Raw genomic sequence first — 16,021 nt, 5'->3', positions numbered from 1 at the left:
ATGCGTTGGTCCCTGCTCATACCGCTCCTGCTCGGCTCGCCCCTTTGGGCGGCGGACTGGGATGTGCCCAACCGGGCGGGGGCCATCAACGAGATACTGGCGCAGGCGGCGGAAGGGGACACCCTCCGCCTGAGCCCCGGTGTCTACTCTGAGACATTGGTTCTGGACCGGCCCGTCACCATTGACGGGCTGGGACAGGCCACCATTGACGGACAAGGTGAGGGCAGCGTCATCACCGTGACCGGGCCGGGCGTGACCCTACGCGGGCTGACGGTGATCGGCTCTGGCGACAGCCACGATGGGATCGACAGCGGCATCCAGCTGACCAAGACGGCCTACGCGCCGGTGGTCGAGGATAATGTGCTGCTGGGCAATCTTTATGGCATCGACATCCATGGGGCCAAGGACAGCATCGTGCGCCGCAACCGGATCGAGGGGCGGCAGGACCGCCACATGAACGCGCGCGGCAACGGTGTTTATGTCTGGAACGCACCGGGTGCCATTGTCGCCGACAATGACATTCAGTTTGGCCGCGATGGGATTTTCGTGAACTCGTCCAAAAAGAACACCTTCACCGGCAACCTGTTCCGCGATCTGCGCTTTGCTGTCCATTACATGTATGCCGACAATTCGGTGGTCAGTGACAATGTCTCGATCGGTAACGATCTGGGCTATGCGGTGATGTTCACGACCAATGTGACCGTGGCCAATAATGTCTCGATCAACGACCGCGAGCATGGCGTGATGCTGAACTATGCCAACAAGAGCGTCATCACCGGCAATGTGGTGAAAGGTGCGAAAGAGAAATGCACCTTCCTGTATAATTCGAACAAGAACGAATTCACTGACAACTGGTTCCAGGGTTGCGGCATCGGTATCCACTTTACCGCAGGCAGTGAACGCAACCGCATCGTTGGCAATGCTTTTGTCGGCAACCGGACACAGGTGAAATATGTCTCGACCAAGTGGGTCGAGTGGTCCGAAGACGGACGCGGAAACTATTGGTCCGATTTCGCCGCAACCGATGTGGATGGCAACGGCATCGCCGACGCCCCCTATCGCCCCAACGATTCAATGGACCATGTGCTGTGGACCCAACCCGCAGCCAAATTGCTGCTCGGCTCGCCTGCCGTGCAGCTGGTGCGCTGGTCGCAATCGGCTTTCCCGGCGCTATTGCCGGGCGGTGTGATGGACAGCAATCCATTGATGCAAGCCCCTGAACCCCCAGCTATGAAAAAGGTGCCTCATGACGGATAAGGCCCTGACGATTGACCATGTTCTCAAGGACCGGGGCAAGACCCGCGTTCTTGACAACATCACCCTGTCCCTTGCCCCCGGTCAGCGCGTGGCGCTGCTGGGCCATAACGGTGCGGGCAAGTCGACACTGATCAAATCCATCCTTGGACTGACGCCGATCCACGGCGGAGCCATTCGGATCGGAGACGCCACCCCCGGCAGCGCGCAGGCGCGGCGGGAAACGGCCTATCTGCCCGAGGCGGTCTCCTTCCACCCCGCACTGACGGGACGCGAGCAACTGACGCTGTTTGCCCAGCTTTCGGGCGCGAAAGCGGATATCCCTGCCCTGTTGGAGCGGGTCGGCCTGAGTGATGCCCTCGACCGCCGGATCGGAGCCTATTCCAAGGGGATGCGGCAACGTCTGGGTCTGGCGCAGGTGCTGCTTGGCCAGCCGAAAGTGGCGTTGCTGGATGAACCCACATCGGGCCTGGACCCAATCTCGCGGCAGGATTTGTATGCCATCATTGACGAGCTGGCGTCGCAAGGCACCGCTGTTCTGATCGCCAGCCACGCCCTGACCGAGGTTGAGGCCCGCACCGACCGTATCGCCATCATGCGCAAGGGTCGTATGGTGGCCGATGACACGCTGGCCAACCTCTCGGCGCTGGCCGGTCTGCCGATCCGCCTGAAAGTGCGCGCCAGTGCCAACCCCGATGCCTTGGCCGCCGAACTGGGCGGCAACCGGATCAACGGCGCATCTGTGGAACTGCTCTGCACCCCTGAAGACAAGATGGAGGCCCTGCGCCGCATCGCCGGATTGGGCGACGCGGTGGCGGATGTCGAGATGACGCCACCGAAACTGGAAGACCTCTATCGCCATTACACACAGGAGGGATCGCAATGACCCGCTTCCTCGCCATCACCCGGACCGAGATGCTGATCCTGCGCCGCAACCGCTGGCTGCTGGTCGCAACGCTGATCATGGTGCTGTTTGCGCTGGCGCTAACCTTTGCGGGTAGCGCACCAACCGGCACGCTGGGGGTCGACATGTTGACCGTCTCGGTCGCGTCGATGACCACACTGTCGGTCTATCTTGCGCCTTTGCTGGCGTTGATGATCTCATTCGATGCCATCGCAGGTGACGTGGACCGGGGCAGTCTTTCCCTATTGTTGTCCTACCCGGCGGGGCGCGGCGAAATCCTCTTGGGCAAGTTCACCGCCCATCTCGCAGCACTGGCCTTCGCCATGACCGTCGGCTTTGGCACCGCAGGCGCAGTGGCGGCCTTCTTTGGCGGTGCCGGACCAGAAAGCCTGATGGCTCTGACCCGCCTCATCCTCACATCCATCCTGCTGGGCGCCGTGTTTCTGGCGCTGGGATACCTGCTGTCTGCCCTGGCAAAGGGGGCTACGGCGGCGGCAGGTCTGTCGGCCGGGCTCTGGCTGGTTTTTGTCGTGCTTTATGATCTGGGCCTGTTGGGGGCCGTCGTCATGGACAAGGGCGGCAGCTTCACCCAATCCGTCTTTCCATGGGTGATGGTGGCAAACCCGGCCGACGCATTCCGTTTGTGGAACATCGCCGCGACCGAGGGCGTTGCCATGGCCTCGGGCATGACCGGGGCCGCGCACGCCCTGCCCGTCTGGGCCGCACCTGCATCCTTGCTGATCTGGCCGGTGCTGGCCTTCGCTCTTGCCCGCGCCGCCTTTCGGAGTGTCGAGCCATGAAACGTCTCGCATTGATCGCACTAATAGCCCTGTCCGCCTGCAAGGAAGAGCTTGCCGAGGCCCCCGACCCCGTGGACCTGACGCCTGACGCGCTGAGTTTCTTCTGCCAGATGAACATCGCCGAACATGGCGGCCCCAAAGGGCAGATCCATCTGGAAGGCTACCCCGCACCGCTGTTTTTTGCGCAGGTCCGCGACATGGTGGCTTATCTGAAAAGCCCCGAGCGGGACGCCAAGATCACCGCCGTCTATGTCAGCGACATGAGCGTCGCACCCAATTGGCGACAGCCCGGTGTCTCGAACTGGATCGACGCGGATGAGGCCCGCTTTGTCGTCGGCGCCAATGTCGCCGGTGGCATGGGCGCACGCGAGGTCGTGCCGTTTGGCGACTCCGCTGCTGCCGATGCATTCACTTCGGAATATGGCGGCGCGGTCCTGCCCCTGTCTGACATTCCAGATGCCGAGGTTCTGGGCCCCGTCAATCTGGACCTTGCCCTGGAGACGCCGTCATGATGCCTCTGACCCGCCGTCGCTTTCTGGCTATTTCGGCGGCCTGCGCCTGTACTCCGGCAGCGGCCATCCCCTCGGCCCAGTGGCACGGAACGGCTATGGGTGCCAAGGCCAGCTTGCGACTTGAGGGCCTGACCGCTGCCGAAGCAGCGCCCATTTTTCAAGCGGTCACGGACGAAGTGGCACGGTTGGAGAACATATTCAGCCTGTATCGTCCCTCATCTGAGATTAGTCGTCTGAACATCTCTGGTCACCTGACGGCGCCCTCGCCTGAACTACTGCAGGTACTCAGCCTGTGTTCTGCACTGCATGACGCCTCGGACGGCGCTTTCGACCCGACCATTCAACCGGTTTGGCTGGCACTGGCCCACGATGCCGGTACCGCCGACTTGCAAATGGCACAGCAGGCGGTGGGCTGGCGCAAGGTCCAAGTCGGCAGCGACGAGATACGTTTGCCGATGCCGGGCATCTCGGGGCTGACCCTGAACGGAATTGCACAAGGCGCCGTGACAGATCGCATCGCGGATGTGCTGGCCGGGCTTGGATTGCGGAACATACTGGTCAACATGGGCGAGATTTCGGCCCGCGGAACCCGCAGCGATGGGGCAGCATGGGGCGTTGGGCTGGCCAATGCAAAAGGGATCGTACATCGCCAGTTGGAACTGCGTGACAGGGCGATTGCCACCTCATCCCCAGGTGCCATGACGTTGGCCGGGGGACAGGGCCACATATTTGATCCCAAAACCCAGACGGCCTTTCACAGCACGGTGACCGTCTCGGCCTCCAACGCTGCCTTGGCAGACGGGCTATCGACCACACTGTGCGCAATACCCGGAAAGCAGATCCGTTCAGTCCTTTCCCGGTTCCCGGATGCTAGGCTTGAAGCTTTGATCGGCTGACTGGGCCGCGCTTCCATCCGGTATTACACCAGATGCCTTGATCGGCTTCGCGATGCTCGACGTCACAGCAAAAGCAGACGCGTCCGGCAACTGACGCATTCAGTTTCTAGGCCGGGTCTGGGGCTGGTACGGATTTTGCTTGTCTGAGCAGTTTCAGAAACTCAACCACCGGCGCACCGAGCACCTTGTTTTTGTTGAACGCAATATTCACAACGCATTCGTAACTGAAAGCGCCGGGTAGAATTCTGACAAACTCGGGCTCTTTTCGCGCAAAGGCGTGATCCGGCAGATAGCCCAAATAGATTCCCGCCTTTACCAAAGCCGCAACTGCTTCGGTTTCCAACACGATGGGGCCGCGCTTGAACTCGCTCTTCAAACTGTTTTGCAGACGGCCTTCGCGATACTCTCTTGATATCAGCTCAAAGCTTCGGACCTCTTCAGGTGTTATCTTCCCAGTCCGAAACAGCTTTTGCGCCAGCGGATGAGACTCGCCCGCATAGACACTTGAACGCTCGCAATAGAGCGGCTCATAAGTCAGTTCATCCACAGAGGTATAGCGATGCAGAATGCCGATATGCGCCTTTCGGTCGATCAGGCGTTTTTCAATTTCCCTCGGCGATCCGATCATAAGATTAACGGTCACATTCGGCGCCAATTGTCGAAATCTGCGCATGACATCAATCAGCGGGTTGCTGTCATCCGAATAAGTGAAATCCGTCATGCACAGGTCCAGCGTCCCAACGAGGTTTTCGTTGATCGTGGCGATTTCCTCGACGAACTGATCGGTCGCAGTCAAAAGCTGTTTGATATGAACGATGGCTTTCTGCCCGTTCTGGGTCAGTTGAAACCCTCTCCGTCCCCGCTCGCGGTGCAGCAAACGCATACCAAGACGTGTTTCGATATCTGTGATCTGGCGCGAAATGGTGGACCGCCCTACCCCCAGTTCGGTCTCGGCGGCCGATAGGCTGCCGCACTCCACCACTTTGGTAAACACACGCATCAGGCGCAGGTCCACATCGCTGACCGCGCCGAAAAAAACCCTTTTTCGCATTTGGTTTGCTGGGCTTTCGAAGTTTGTTTCAGGTAAATGAAACACTCATTTGGAGTCCAGCAATTTTTTCCAAACTGGCGCGCGCGTAGTCTGCCAATCATGGGTAGGAAAAACAGGACGCGCAGATATGTCGTGGAACGAAAATAAGCTCAATCGTCTTCGGGATCTTTTTGACGCGCCAAACAGCCACAAAGTCTATGACGCGCACGCCAAGCACATTTCTTCGATGATCTTCGATGCCGGCGGAACCCGCAGAACCGCCCCCTATGCGGGTACGATGACGTTTCTTGATGCGCCCACGGCTGCCTGCACCGACGAAGGGCTGCGCGACCTGGATGTCGCCATTATCGGCATGCCAATGGATCTGGCGGTCACGAACCGTCCGGGTTCACGGTTCGGGCCAGGGGCGTTGCGGGCGATTGAACGTATCGGGCCCTACAACGAGGGCCTGAAATGCGCGCCCGTACATGAGATGAAGGTCGCCGATGTGGGCGACGTGCGCGCTCGATTCAAGACGGCCCAGGACACCCGTACCTATACCGCAGCCTAGGCAAGTAGCACGGCGCGCGGAATATTCGCTGAGGCGTTTGGGCCTTGGAGGTTGGTTGGCAGGCCACATAAAGACGCTCGTCGGTCGAAGCAGGCGTATGAGAATATCTTTTCCAAACAGTCGGCGTGAACGGGAAAAGCCCCAGAGACGGCCATCCCGATAGACCAAAGGCCGGTCATGTACTAACAATCAGACTGGTCCATTCAGGTGAGGCGGATCACCGTGAAAAAACACCGTAATTTGGAGTAGACGGAATGAGCGATGTCGCAGATGAGCTCAGTGGCATGAACGAACGGATACTTATCTGTGACGACGATGTGGAATTCGCCGAAAACATCTGTGAATTCTTACAAGGCAAAGGGTATCAAATTGATCACGTGCCCAACGTACCCGCAGCCCGGGAAAAAATAGAGGCCGAAACATACGAGCTGTTCCTTCTGGATCTCATTATGCCCGGCACGACCGGTAAGGTGCTTTGCTGCGAAATTGCGGCGCGTCTTGATGCCGGGATCATAATGATCAGCTCGGTTGACGACGATGCAGAACGTATTTCGCTGCTGGAACTGGGTGCCGACGACTATATCATCAAACCCTTCAACGACCTTGAGCTTTTGGCGCGTATCCGAGCGGTCATGAGACGTCGGCAAAGCGGCCAACAAGGTCAAAAACGCCTGAACCGGTTTGGGCCGTGGGAGCTTGTCGAAAACGAGCGGCATCTCAAGCACGATGATGGGCGCATGATCACGCTGACCTCAAGCGAAGCACGCGTCATGCGGTTCTTCGTCGAAAATCCCGACGTTCTTTGCACCCGAGAGGACCTTCTGGCTGTCGCTCGCACCAGACAGCATGGCGGCGCCGGCGATCGCAGTGTCGACGCCCTGATCAAACGGCTGCGCTCCAAAATCGAAGCCGATCCTGCGAACCCCGATCACATTCGCACGGTGTGGGGACAGGGCTATATCTTCCGGCCCGGCTAGGTGTGTTTGTCAATCGGTAGGAACACGCTTGCCCTCAGCCCCCCGCCTGTGCGGTTTTCCAAGGTAACAGTCCCCCCCTGATCAACAACGATGGTTCTGACAATCGCCAGACCCAGCCCACTGCCCGGCCCCTCTGCGCCAAGCCGCTGAAAGGGCTCAAAAGCGGTCTCAAGCTGTTCGGCCGGAATGCCGGGCCCTTCATCATCGACATGAATCGCTGCCGTGTCGTCGGATGTGGTCAAGGTGACTATTGTGGCACCCCCATATTTGACTGCATTCTCCAGAAGGTTCCGCAGGACCCGCGTGATGGCGTTGTGACGCCCGCGCACGATGGCAGGGTGCTCGATATGGCACGTTACATCGCGGCCCGCGTCAACCTGTTCATCCACCAATGCCTCGATCAGCGAGCGCAGGTCGATCCTTGCGATCTCACCGTCATGGTGCGTCGCGCGGTTCAGGCTTGTGACAGACATGACAATCTCACGAACCGTGTCCAGACGTTCGAGAAGCCGATCCTTGGTCTCTTCCGGGCTGACATTTTGCAGCACGTCATTCATGCGTTCGATCGGGCCTTTCAGGTCGTGACCCAGACTGCGCAACAGGGTTGTTTTGTATTCGAGGGCTAAAACGATCCGCGCTTCCATGCGGTTGAACGCGATGATCGTATTGCGGATGTCGATAGCACCCGTCTCGATCAGCGGTCCGACCTCTTCGCCCCGGCCAATCAGTTCGGCATTGACGGCCATTGCGCTGAGCGGACGCATGACTTTCTGAATGAGAAGCGCAAGAATACAAAGCAGTGTCAACGCGACCAGACTGTCGATTGACCCAACAACGACCAAGGGCACGATGCTTTTGTTTTTCATAAGCAGGTAACAGTTCAGCCACTCATCGTCATCCTTGAGCCGAACCGAAAAAACGCTGACCAGAAACGCGTCAACGCTTTGTGGATCCAGAGGTTCCCCAGAGTGGCTTTTGAACAGTTGCAGCAGCGCGCTTTGGTCGTGTCTTGCATCAACGACCGTGTCCGCGACAGACAGGTCCGCGACGGCGATCCCTCGGTGCTCTAACCGCGCCGTCAGCCAGTCAGCCAGTTCTGGGCGATGACGGCCCCCTGTCAGATCGGTTGCTGCATCCCGCGTGCCGACTCTGACGCTCCATTCTGCGGGAAAGAAGCCTAGCGCTGCTTCGGCGCGGCTGTCTGGCGTCAAGTGGGCCAGGGTCGAAACGACCTGAGCAAGAAAGGCATCACCCCGATGCCGGATCTCTTCAGTGCGAGAATTGCGGATATGAACCATGTCCGTGACAACCGAAAACACGCCAACAATCGTCCAACTGACGAGCACGATGCTCATAATCTGTGTTCGAAGTGTCAGATCATTCCAGCGCATCGCGCGTAGGCCCCTTGTCCATCCCCTTAGATTGGACGCTAGTCCAAATTTGACCGCTTTCCCAAGCGGAAATTGCATCTTCGTTTCAGTAATGGATGTGAAGGATTTTGACCCTGTCCCGGAACGGGGCAAAGCGCGCAGCACAGCCACCTCGCCCCCTAGAGGGCAGAAAAGCCAATTGAATCAAAGTGTGACAAAGCCTTGGGTCATTCGCCTACGGCTCCCACGTATTTCCCACAGACATCAATTGGAGGCCCGTTATGAATTCGCATTCGTCCGTTCATCCTCAGCTCACTGCAGCCAAGCACGCGCTGAGACGCAATCTGATTGCCACCGGTATTTTCAGCGGTGCAGTGAACCTTCTGATGCTGACCGGTCCGATTTTCATGCTGCAAATCTATGACCGTGTGATGGCCAGCCAGAGCGTGAACACGCTGGTTGCCCTCAGCACGCTTGTTGCTGGTCTGTATCTTTTCATGGCCCTGATTGACGGTGCCCGGACCCGCGTCTTGGTCGCCATGGGTCATCGTTTTGAACAAAGTCTGGCCCGGACCGCGTTTGACTGTACCCTCGCGGAACCTTCCCGTATGCGTACCGGTGGAAACCCTGCTGCGGCCATTCAGGATGTCGAGAAAATTCGTGGGTTCCTGTCAGGTCAGGGCGCGGGTGCGCTTTTTGATCTGCCTTGGATTCCGGTTTACTTGGGTCTGGTTTTTGCCATGCATATGTGGCTGGGCTTGGTCGGTGTCGTAGGCGCGCTGGCGCTGGTTGCCATCGCGATTGCCACCGACATCAAAGTGCGCGCTGCCGCTTGCGTTCAGTCCGAGCACTCTGGCAAACGCGCGCGTCTGGCTGAAGCCAGCCGTCGCAACGCCGAGATGATCCGCGCCATGGGCATGCAGTCCAATCTGGGTCGGACCTGGCAGGACGTGAACGACCTGCATCTTGGCGCAAGCGCAAAAGCCGCAACAACGGTTGGCGTTTCGGGCAGCTTTACCAAGGTTTTCCGTCTTGCGTTGCAATCTGGCGTTCTGGCTGTCGCCGCGTACCTGGCCATTCTGGGGCAGATCTCGGCGGGTTCGATTGTGGCAGCTTCGGTCATTATGTCCCGTGGCTTGCAGCCCATCGAAACCCTTGTCGGAAGCTGGCGCAGCCTTGTGGCGGCGCGGCAGGCCTGGGCACAGTTGAAGGACACGCTGTCAGGAACCGAAACGGCGCAAGGAATTTCGCTGCCCAAAGCCTGCAAGTCTCTGACCGTCGACGGGCTGATCGCTGCCCCCCCGAGCGCGACGACCGCAGTTCTAAAAGGCGTTGGGTTCGATATGAAGGCGGGTGAAGCTCTGGCTGTGATCGGTTCGACCGGAAGCGGTAAATCGACCTTGGCGCGCACACTGGTTGGTGCGTGGTCGGCGGCCAAAGGCAACATCAACCTCGACGGTGTGCCGATTGACCAGTATCTGCCCGAAGAGCTTGGCCCTCAGATTGGTTTCTTGCCGCAGGATGTAGAGCTTTTTGACGGCACGATCGCCCAGAACATCGCCCGCTTCGATCCCGAAGCAAAAGATGAACAGGTGATCGCAGCGGCCAAGGCTGCCGGGGTCCATGAGCTGATTGCCAGCCTCAAAGACGGCTATGCCACTTCGGTTGGCGAGCGCGGAGCGGCTCTGTCCGGTGGTCAGCGGCAACGCATCGCCCTTGCCCGCGCGCTCTATGGCAATCCCTTTTTGGTGGTTCTGGACGAACCGAACTCGAACCTGGATGCCGTGGGCGAGGCAGCGCTGAACCAGGCGATCCAGGCGGCCAAGGCACGCGGCGCGATTGTGATCGTCATTGCGCACCGGGCCAGCGTGCTGGGTTCAGTCGACAAGATCCTGATCATGGAAGACGGCCGCGCCGGAGACTTTGGCCCCCGCACCGAAGTGATGGAGAGGCTGCATCAGCGCAACCAAGCCGCCGCTGCCGCTCAGTCAAACCAGACGGCAGTCGAACAAACACCACAGGCAGCCCCCGCCGAGGCGAAACCTGCTGCCGTTGCGGGCTGATATCAGCCTGTTCTGAAACCGAATAGATGGAGGAGATCATGAATACCAACCAAAGTTCCAACCCCTCGACCGAAGGCTTTAAGGACCGCTCTGTCCGATCCATCGGATTTGGTCTGGCCGCCATCGCTGTGCTGGCCATAGGCTTTGGCGGATGGGCGACGACAGCGCGCATGTCCGGCGCTGTGGTGACGGCTGGCAATGTCGTCGTCTCGTCAGACCTGCGCGCGGTCCAGCATCCCGATGGGGGTATTGTCGGCGACATCAACGTCAGAAATGGAGATCGCGTTCAGGCCGGGGACGTCGTTCTGAGGCTTGATGACCAGTTGTTGTCGGGTAGTCAGGCGCTGGTCGATGACAGGCTTGTCGCGATCGAAGCGCAACTGGCCCGTCTGACCGCCGAACGAGATGGGTTGGATGACCTGGTCTTGTCCGATGAACTCGTCTCACGTCAGGACGAGGTCAAAGTGCAACGCGCGTTGACGACCCAAAAGGCGGTGATGGACGCGCGGCGTCTGTCCCAGGACGGAGAGGTTGCCGCGTTGACCGAACAGATTACGCAGATTGAACAGGAAATTACCGGCCTCGACGCACAGCGCACTGCAGCGGACGAAGAGATCGAGTTGATTGAAAAGGAACTTGTCGGTCAGAAACATCTGCTCGAGAAGGGTCTGACGCCCGAAACCCGGGTTATCGCGCTGAAACGTCAGCGCAGCGGTCTGGTCGGCAACAGCGGGGGCCTAATCTCACGTATCGCCGTCGCCCGTGGTCGGATCAGCGAAACCCGGATCAATATTCTGCAGCTTGAAAAAACCTTCCGCGAGCAGGTCATGAACGAAATCTCGACGCTTGAGGTCGAACTGGATGGCCTCAAGGAACGCCGCAGCGCTGCGGAACTGCAGTTGTCGCGTGTCGATCTTCGAGCTCCGGCCGATGGCATTGTGCATGAAATGATGGTGCATACGGTCGGTGGCGTTGTGTCCCCGGGCGAGACGTTGATGCAGATTGTGCCCGAAGGGGACGGTCTGGTGGTGACCGCCAGCGTCATGCCGCAAGACATCAACAATGTCGCGGTGGGACAGTCTGCCAACGTCGTCATCGCGGCCTTCGACCATCACATAGCGCCCCGGCTGGATGGACGGGTTGAGTTTGTCTCGGCTGATCTCAAGACTGATCCGATGACCGGAATGCAATATTACGAGGCCCGGGTCGCTCTGGACGATGATGCGTTTGCTCTTTTGGAAGAACGTCAGCTCAATCTGCTGCCGGGTATGCCAGCCGAGGTCTATATCGCGACCGGAGAACGGACTTTGTTCGAGTATCTGATCGACCCGCTCAGCAAACAGATCAGGACGACATTCCGCGAGGCCTAGAAGGTTTCGTGGGGCGGTAGACACCGCAAGCGATATGCGCATGAAACAGGTACGGCCAGCATCAGAAATGGTGCTGGTTTTTTGCGATCTGGTGTTCAGCGAATTTGACGCGTTTCTACGGGGGGAAGGATAAGTTCAATTCGAATTTTTTGTCATACTTTGTAACATTTTAGCCCTCGTTTTCGCGTTGTAACAGCGGGCCTGAATAACCACCTTTTTATCATACCCGAGGAGGAAGTTCTCAACAATTTTTTGGGTGTCAAACAACATGTGAAACAAGGAGAAATACTATGAAACATGCAACCGCTACGAGCTTCGAGTCGGCCAATGACGACGTCATCGCCGTTCCCCCGATCATGCCTCTTCCCAAGTGCGGCACCGAGGTCCCAAACGATGGTGAAGACCTGGTGGCAGTGAACCCCCTGCCCCTTGGTGCGGTTCCTGCCGAAGGTTCTGGTGACGACGTCATCGCGGTGCCGCCGATCATGCCTGACCCGAGATGCGGGACCGAGGTCCCACAGGATGGCGAAGACCTGATCGCAGTGAATCCGCTGCCTCATGGTGCGGTTCCTGCCGGTGAAGGTGAGGATCTGGTTGCAGTGGCTCCTCTGCCGCATGGCGCAGTTCCTGCCGGTGAAGGTGACGACGTCACTGCTGTTCCCCCGATCATGCCCGATCCCAGATGCGGTACCGAGGTGCCTCAGGATGGTGAGGACCTGGTCGCGGTGAACCCCCTGCCCGTTGACCCGATCGTTCTGGACATGGGTGACGACGTCATTGCCGTTCCCCCGATCCTGACTGATCCCAGGTGCGGTACCGAGGTCCCGGAGGACGAGTATGACCTGACGGACATGACGCCCCCGCCGCTGTGCGAAATCGTTCCGACCATGGGCGGAGAAGACATCTGCGGAACCCCCGTTCCAACCGATAGCTTCTTTGTAGACCTGGTCGCCTAAGTGGGCGAAACCACCGCGATCACATATCGCGGCTCAACCAAAATCCGGGCGTCTGTGTTTCGATCAAGACTGACGCCCGGACAAACAGAGAGACTAGTAATGAGTTACCGGCTGGGGCCTGAAACGGCGCCAGCCGGATTGCCCCATTTCGGATCGGATGAAATAGATTTTTGTCATACTTTGTAACAACTTAACGCGCTTTTCACCGTTGAGATCAACGGTCTGAAAAACCACATCTTTCCTATGAACTGTGATGCGTATGGGTCCGTCGTTCGGGTCCTGATCATCCGGAAAAACAGGAGGAAAGACATGAAACATGTTAGCAAATCTAAGGTTCATTCCGCTGCAAAAGGCACGGTGAACGTAACGATCGGACTCGGCGAAACCGAAGACGAACTCATTATTGTACCGCCGGTATATCCTCAGCCTGAAGGCGCTGATGAAATCTCGATGCACGACGAGCAGGTCGGAGGGTTTCTGACCCTTGACGCCGATGCGGAGCATACAACCGTATCCGCGGATGAGGCCGGTCTTTGGCTCGACAGTGGCAGCACGTCAACCGTAACACCCCCTGCGCCCGATCAGAGCTGGGCGCGCAGCGGCACCGAGTTGAACAAGTTCAGCTATGTGTTCAGCGTGAACAAGTTCCTGTCTGCTGGCGAATACCGTATGGCCGAGGGGCAGACCAACTTCACGAACTCGGTCCAGAACGGGGCGAAGTCCAACGAGAAAAAAGCCTATACCAAGATTGTCGGCAACAGCGGTGACAATGTCATCTATGGCATGGGATCTCTGACCTACCAGCACCGAGGAGAAGATATTCACACCTATATCCATGATGACCTTATCTATGGCGGTGCTGGCAACGACATCATTTATGGCTTCGCGGGCGATGATGTTCTCTTTGGTGAGGCGGGCAATGACGTCCTCTATGGCGGAGACGGAAACGACTACCTGTCGGGTGGTGAAGGCAAGAACGTCCTCGTCGGTGGTGCTGGCAATGACATTCTGGTTGCCGGGAATGAAGGTGACAAACTCTTTGGTGGCACCGGCAGCGACCAGCTTTATGGGGGGGACGGCGACGACATCCTGTCATCGGGATATATCGAGGCAGGCAGCGCGGATTTCCTTCACGGTGGCAAAGGCGCTGACACCTTCATCATAGGAGCCGTGCCGGAGCCAGCACCGGTTGTGCCTGGCACCGAGTCGTCAGGCGGCCCATCCGCAGGTCTGATCACGGGTCTGACCGGTTTCGCGGTTGCCAAGATGATGCCCGGCAAAAAATTCATGGAGTATGTGGCCAAGACCGTGGTCGGCGGACTGATCGACATGTTCAAAACGGACGAACAGCCGGTTCATACAGAGGAACCGACCGCATTGGCGCTGGTGACGATCAACGACTTCAACCCGCTTGAAGACAAGATCACCGTGCCGGTGAACGTGACAGGTCTTGTGGCGATTGATATTCAAGCGTCGATGGTGGCCAATGCCGCCTTTGACCTGGTGACAATTGATCCCGCCGACAACAAGCCCAAGGTGATCGCAACATTTTTCTGGGATGATGCCGCGAACATCTTCCCGTGGGCTGAAACCATCTCGCAGGGGAATGCGGATGCGTTTATCCAGCGGTTGCGGGAAACGGCAATCATCAGTGGTCCGGATGGCGTGCAGTACGGCATGGGGCAGCGGATTGATCTGGGCCTGAGTGCCGAGGAACTCGCCGGGCTTGGAACCAGCAAGTTCGTCTCGTTTGGTGCCTTCGGCGGTATTTCGATGGTCGGCAGCGATGACGGTGACCGGCAGCTTGGTACCAACCATAACGATGTTCTGCAGGCCTATGTCTCGGAGCGGGATATATATGGCGGTGACGAGGCCGAAATCCGCAACGACGGGAACGACGTGCTGCACGGCTTTGGCGGTGATGACATCCTTGCAGGTGGTGGTGGCTTCAACAAGCTCTATGGTGGCGAAGGCAATGACACCGCCTGGTATGGTGATAGTCTGAGCGGCATTTATGTCGACATGACCGACAAGAAGACTGATACCCACGGCGACTATTACTGGGCGTGGCACGGCAACAGCGCCGGTTCTTTCGACATCCATGCGGAAGATCGTGACACCGAAGGGCATGACTTGCTTTGGAGTGTCGAGAACATCCATGGCAGTGATCATGACGATGTCATCATCGGCGACGACGATGACAACATCTTCACCACCGGTGCAGGCAATGACGTTCTGACAGGTGGCGGCGGTGCCGACACGTTTGTCATGACCGGCGGAGAGAACGAGATCACCGATTTCAGTGCCGAAGACGGCGACCGGATCGAAATCGACATGGGAGCCTATGGCATGACGAACTGGTTCGATCTGGATCATCGCATTGAGAACGGAAAGATCGTGCTGTTCAGCAAGGCGACCGGCGAGGTCATCGTGCGCTATGATGATGACGGGAATGGCTTTGACATTTCCCTGATCGACCTGCGCAGTCTGGTTGGTAGCGACGAAGACGGCTATCAGGTTGTCTATGAACCGCCTTTCGGCGCGAACACGCTGGAGTGGTTCGAGAAATACGGCAACCAGATCAGCGTTGAAACCGGCGAAACCGTCCATGGTACTGATAGCTGGGACTATATGATCGGTGGCGAAGGCAACGATCTGACCAACCTCTATGGCGGCGGCGGAGACGACTATCTTGTCGGCGGTGGCGCTTCCTTCACCACTCTGGATGGGGGCGACGGCAACGACATCCTCATGATCCGCAAAGGGGCGATGATCACCAATGCCTACGGCGGTGATGGAGATGACGTTCTGATCCTGGATGCGGACCAGCAGATGCAGGCCGGATTTGCGAGCCTGTTCGGTGGGGAAGGCAGCGATACCTTTGTCATCACAGGTCCGGGCAGCCAGTATGGTGGTCAGGTGATCCGGGACTTCGACGAAAATGACTCGATTGTCCTCGATCTGGACGGGTTCGGGATCTCATCTCTGGACCAACTTCATATCGAATGGCGTTCCAATACGCATTGGGTCACGGCAAACGGCCAAAAGGTCATCAGTGTTCAGGGGGTCGATGAGCATTTCGACGTCATGCAGCACATCAGCGAACTGACGGTTCAGCAATCGCAGGACTGGGGTCTCTGATCATCGCTTAACCTACAAAACGCCTCAGCCGGTCCGGATCGGCTGAGGCTTTATTGACAGCTTCGATCGGGCAGTGACGCAAAGTTAATTTTTGCGTCATTCTCAATTTGGCAAAGACCCGCGCAACCGCGCCAATCAATTGCCGAAAATCCCGATAACCCCATGACATATGGCGAT

The 16,021-nt window shown here is 58.1% G+C and carries 13 protein-coding genes; 11 read left to right on the top strand and 2 right to left on the bottom strand.

Annotated features, from left to right (window positions below; all coding sequences use genetic code 11):
• From ACR0MS_RS17840 to ACR0MS_RS17820, 5 genes are read left to right on the top strand one after another with little or no spacing between them, the layout of a single operon-like run.
• Nucleotides 1–1,257, top strand: a complete 1,257-nt coding sequence (locus ACR0MS_RS17840; RefSeq protein WP_480576667.1) for a nitrous oxide reductase family maturation protein NosD — start codon at nucleotides 1–3, stop codon at nucleotides 1,255–1,257.
• Nucleotides 1,247–2,140 (top strand): ABC transporter ATP-binding protein, encoded by an 894-nt coding sequence (locus ACR0MS_RS17835; RefSeq protein ID WP_480576670.1) that lies wholly within the window; start codon nucleotides 1,247–1,249, stop codon nucleotides 2,138–2,140. The genes ACR0MS_RS17840 and ACR0MS_RS17835 overlap by 11 nt, the downstream gene beginning before the upstream one ends.
• Nucleotides 2,137–2,958, top strand: a complete 822-nt coding sequence (locus ACR0MS_RS17830) for an ABC transporter permease (RefSeq protein WP_480576673.1) — start codon at nucleotides 2,137–2,139, stop codon at nucleotides 2,956–2,958. Before ACR0MS_RS17835 ends, ACR0MS_RS17830 begins: the two co-directional genes overlap by 4 nt.
• Nucleotides 2,955–3,470 carry a nitrous oxide reductase accessory protein NosL gene (locus ACR0MS_RS17825; protein ID WP_480576676.1) on the top strand — a complete coding sequence of 172 codons (516 nt, stop codon included), beginning with the start codon at nucleotides 2,955–2,957 and terminating at the stop codon, nucleotides 3,468–3,470. Before ACR0MS_RS17830 ends, ACR0MS_RS17825 begins: the two co-directional genes overlap by 4 nt.
• Nucleotides 3,467–4,366, top strand: a complete 900-nt coding sequence (locus ACR0MS_RS17820) for an FAD:protein FMN transferase (protein ID WP_480576679.1) — start codon at nucleotides 3,467–3,469, stop codon at nucleotides 4,364–4,366. The genes ACR0MS_RS17825 and ACR0MS_RS17820 overlap by 4 nt, the downstream gene beginning before the upstream one ends.
• Before the next feature lie 106 nt (nucleotides 4,367–4,472).
• Here the strand turns inward: ACR0MS_RS17820 and ACR0MS_RS17815 are convergent, their stop codons facing one another.
• Nucleotides 4,473–5,417: a LysR family transcriptional regulator gene (locus ACR0MS_RS17815; protein ID WP_480576682.1), complete on the bottom strand. Its 945-nt coding sequence runs from the start codon at nucleotides 5,415–5,417 to the stop codon at nucleotides 4,473–4,475.
• A gap of 127 nt (nucleotides 5,418–5,544) precedes the next feature.
• Between ACR0MS_RS17815 and ACR0MS_RS17810 the strand changes: the two genes are divergently transcribed.
• Both ACR0MS_RS17810 and ACR0MS_RS17805 read left to right on the top strand, forming a co-directional pair.
• Nucleotides 5,545–5,967 carry an arginase family protein gene (locus ACR0MS_RS17810; protein ID WP_480576685.1) on the top strand — a complete coding sequence of 141 codons (423 nt, stop codon included), beginning with the start codon at nucleotides 5,545–5,547 and terminating at the stop codon, nucleotides 5,965–5,967.
• Between the two features lie 254 nt (nucleotides 5,968–6,221).
• Nucleotides 6,222–6,944, top strand: coding sequence for a response regulator (locus ACR0MS_RS17805; RefSeq protein ID WP_480576688.1), 723 nt, complete (start codon nucleotides 6,222–6,224; stop codon nucleotides 6,942–6,944).
• On the opposite strand, the gene ACR0MS_RS17800 is transcribed toward ACR0MS_RS17805, so the two are convergent.
• Nucleotides 6,941–8,299 carry a sensor histidine kinase gene (locus ACR0MS_RS17800; RefSeq protein ID WP_480576691.1) on the bottom strand — a complete coding sequence of 453 codons (1,359 nt, stop codon included), beginning with the start codon at nucleotides 8,297–8,299 and terminating at the stop codon, nucleotides 6,941–6,943. The genes ACR0MS_RS17805 and ACR0MS_RS17800 overlap by 4 nt on opposite strands.
• 296 nt (nucleotides 8,300–8,595) lie before the next feature.
• Here ACR0MS_RS17800 and ACR0MS_RS17795 point away from each other — a divergent pair, with 296 nt between their 5' ends.
• The 4 genes from ACR0MS_RS17795 to ACR0MS_RS17780 all read left to right on the top strand — a co-directional run bounded on the left by ACR0MS_RS17795 (nucleotide 8,596) and on the right by ACR0MS_RS17780 (nucleotide 15,844).
• Entirely contained in the window at nucleotides 8,596–10,377 is a 1,782-nt protein-coding gene (locus ACR0MS_RS17795) for a type I secretion system permease/ATPase (RefSeq protein ID WP_480576694.1), read from the top strand.
• 38 nt (nucleotides 10,378–10,415) lie between these two features.
• Nucleotides 10,416–11,747: an HlyD family type I secretion periplasmic adaptor subunit gene (locus tag ACR0MS_RS17790; RefSeq protein ID WP_480576697.1), complete on the top strand. Its 1,332-nt coding sequence runs from the start codon at nucleotides 10,416–10,418 to the stop codon at nucleotides 11,745–11,747.
• A 290-nt stretch (nucleotides 11,748–12,037) separates the two neighbouring features.
• Nucleotides 12,038–12,703: a hypothetical protein gene (locus ACR0MS_RS17785; protein ID WP_480576700.1), complete on the top strand. Its 666-nt coding sequence runs from the start codon at nucleotides 12,038–12,040 to the stop codon at nucleotides 12,701–12,703.
• Nucleotides 12,704–13,012: 309 nt separating this feature from the next.
• Nucleotides 13,013–15,844 carry a calcium-binding protein gene (locus ACR0MS_RS17780; RefSeq protein ID WP_480576703.1) on the top strand — a complete coding sequence of 944 codons (2,832 nt, stop codon included), beginning with the start codon at nucleotides 13,013–13,015 and terminating at the stop codon, nucleotides 15,842–15,844.
• Nucleotides 15,845–16,021 lie beyond the last annotated feature (177 nt).

This window comes from Ruegeria sp. CJ2 (genome assembly GCF_056536745.1).
Note: the sequence above shows the minus strand (reverse complement) of the source record. Positions and strands in the feature narration are given on the sequence as shown.

What these genes read in the sequence shown, in the direction of transcription:
- ACR0MS_RS17835 (WP_480576670.1), top strand. Translation starts at nt 1,247, where the DNA reads ATGACGGATAAGGCCCTGACGATTGACCATGTTCTCAAGGACCGGGGC.
- ACR0MS_RS17830 (WP_480576673.1), top strand. Translation starts at nt 2,137, where the DNA reads ATGACCCGCTTCCTCGCCATCACCCGGACCGAGATGCTGATCCTGCGC.
- ACR0MS_RS17795 (WP_480576694.1), top strand. Translation starts at nt 8,596, where the DNA reads ATGAATTCGCATTCGTCCGTTCATCCTCAGCTCACTGCAGCCAAGCAC.
- ACR0MS_RS17825 (WP_480576676.1), top strand. Translation starts at nt 2,955, where the DNA reads ATGAAACGTCTCGCATTGATCGCACTAATAGCCCTGTCCGCCTGCAAG.
- ACR0MS_RS17820 (WP_480576679.1), top strand. Translation starts at nt 3,467, where the DNA reads ATGATGCCTCTGACCCGCCGTCGCTTTCTGGCTATTTCGGCGGCCTGC.
- ACR0MS_RS17800 (WP_480576691.1), bottom strand. Translation starts at nt 8,299, where the DNA reads ATGAGCATCGTGCTCGTCAGTTGGACGATTGTTGGCGTGTTTTCGGTT.
- ACR0MS_RS17780 (WP_480576703.1), top strand. Translation starts at nt 13,013, where the DNA reads ATGAAACATGTTAGCAAATCTAAGGTTCATTCCGCTGCAAAAGGCACG.
- ACR0MS_RS17785 (WP_480576700.1), top strand. Translation starts at nt 12,038, where the DNA reads ATGAAACATGCAACCGCTACGAGCTTCGAGTCGGCCAATGACGACGTC.
- ACR0MS_RS17840 (WP_480576667.1), top strand. Translation starts at nt 1, where the DNA reads ATGCGTTGGTCCCTGCTCATACCGCTCCTGCTCGGCTCGCCCCTTTGG.
- ACR0MS_RS17805 (WP_480576688.1), top strand. Translation starts at nt 6,222, where the DNA reads ATGAGCGATGTCGCAGATGAGCTCAGTGGCATGAACGAACGGATACTT.
- ACR0MS_RS17790 (WP_480576697.1), top strand. Translation starts at nt 10,416, where the DNA reads ATGAATACCAACCAAAGTTCCAACCCCTCGACCGAAGGCTTTAAGGAC.
- ACR0MS_RS17810 (WP_480576685.1), top strand. Translation starts at nt 5,545, where the DNA reads ATGTCGTGGAACGAAAATAAGCTCAATCGTCTTCGGGATCTTTTTGAC.
- ACR0MS_RS17815 (WP_480576682.1), bottom strand. Translation starts at nt 5,417, where the DNA reads ATGCGAAAAAGGGTTTTTTTCGGCGCGGTCAGCGATGTGGACCTGCGC.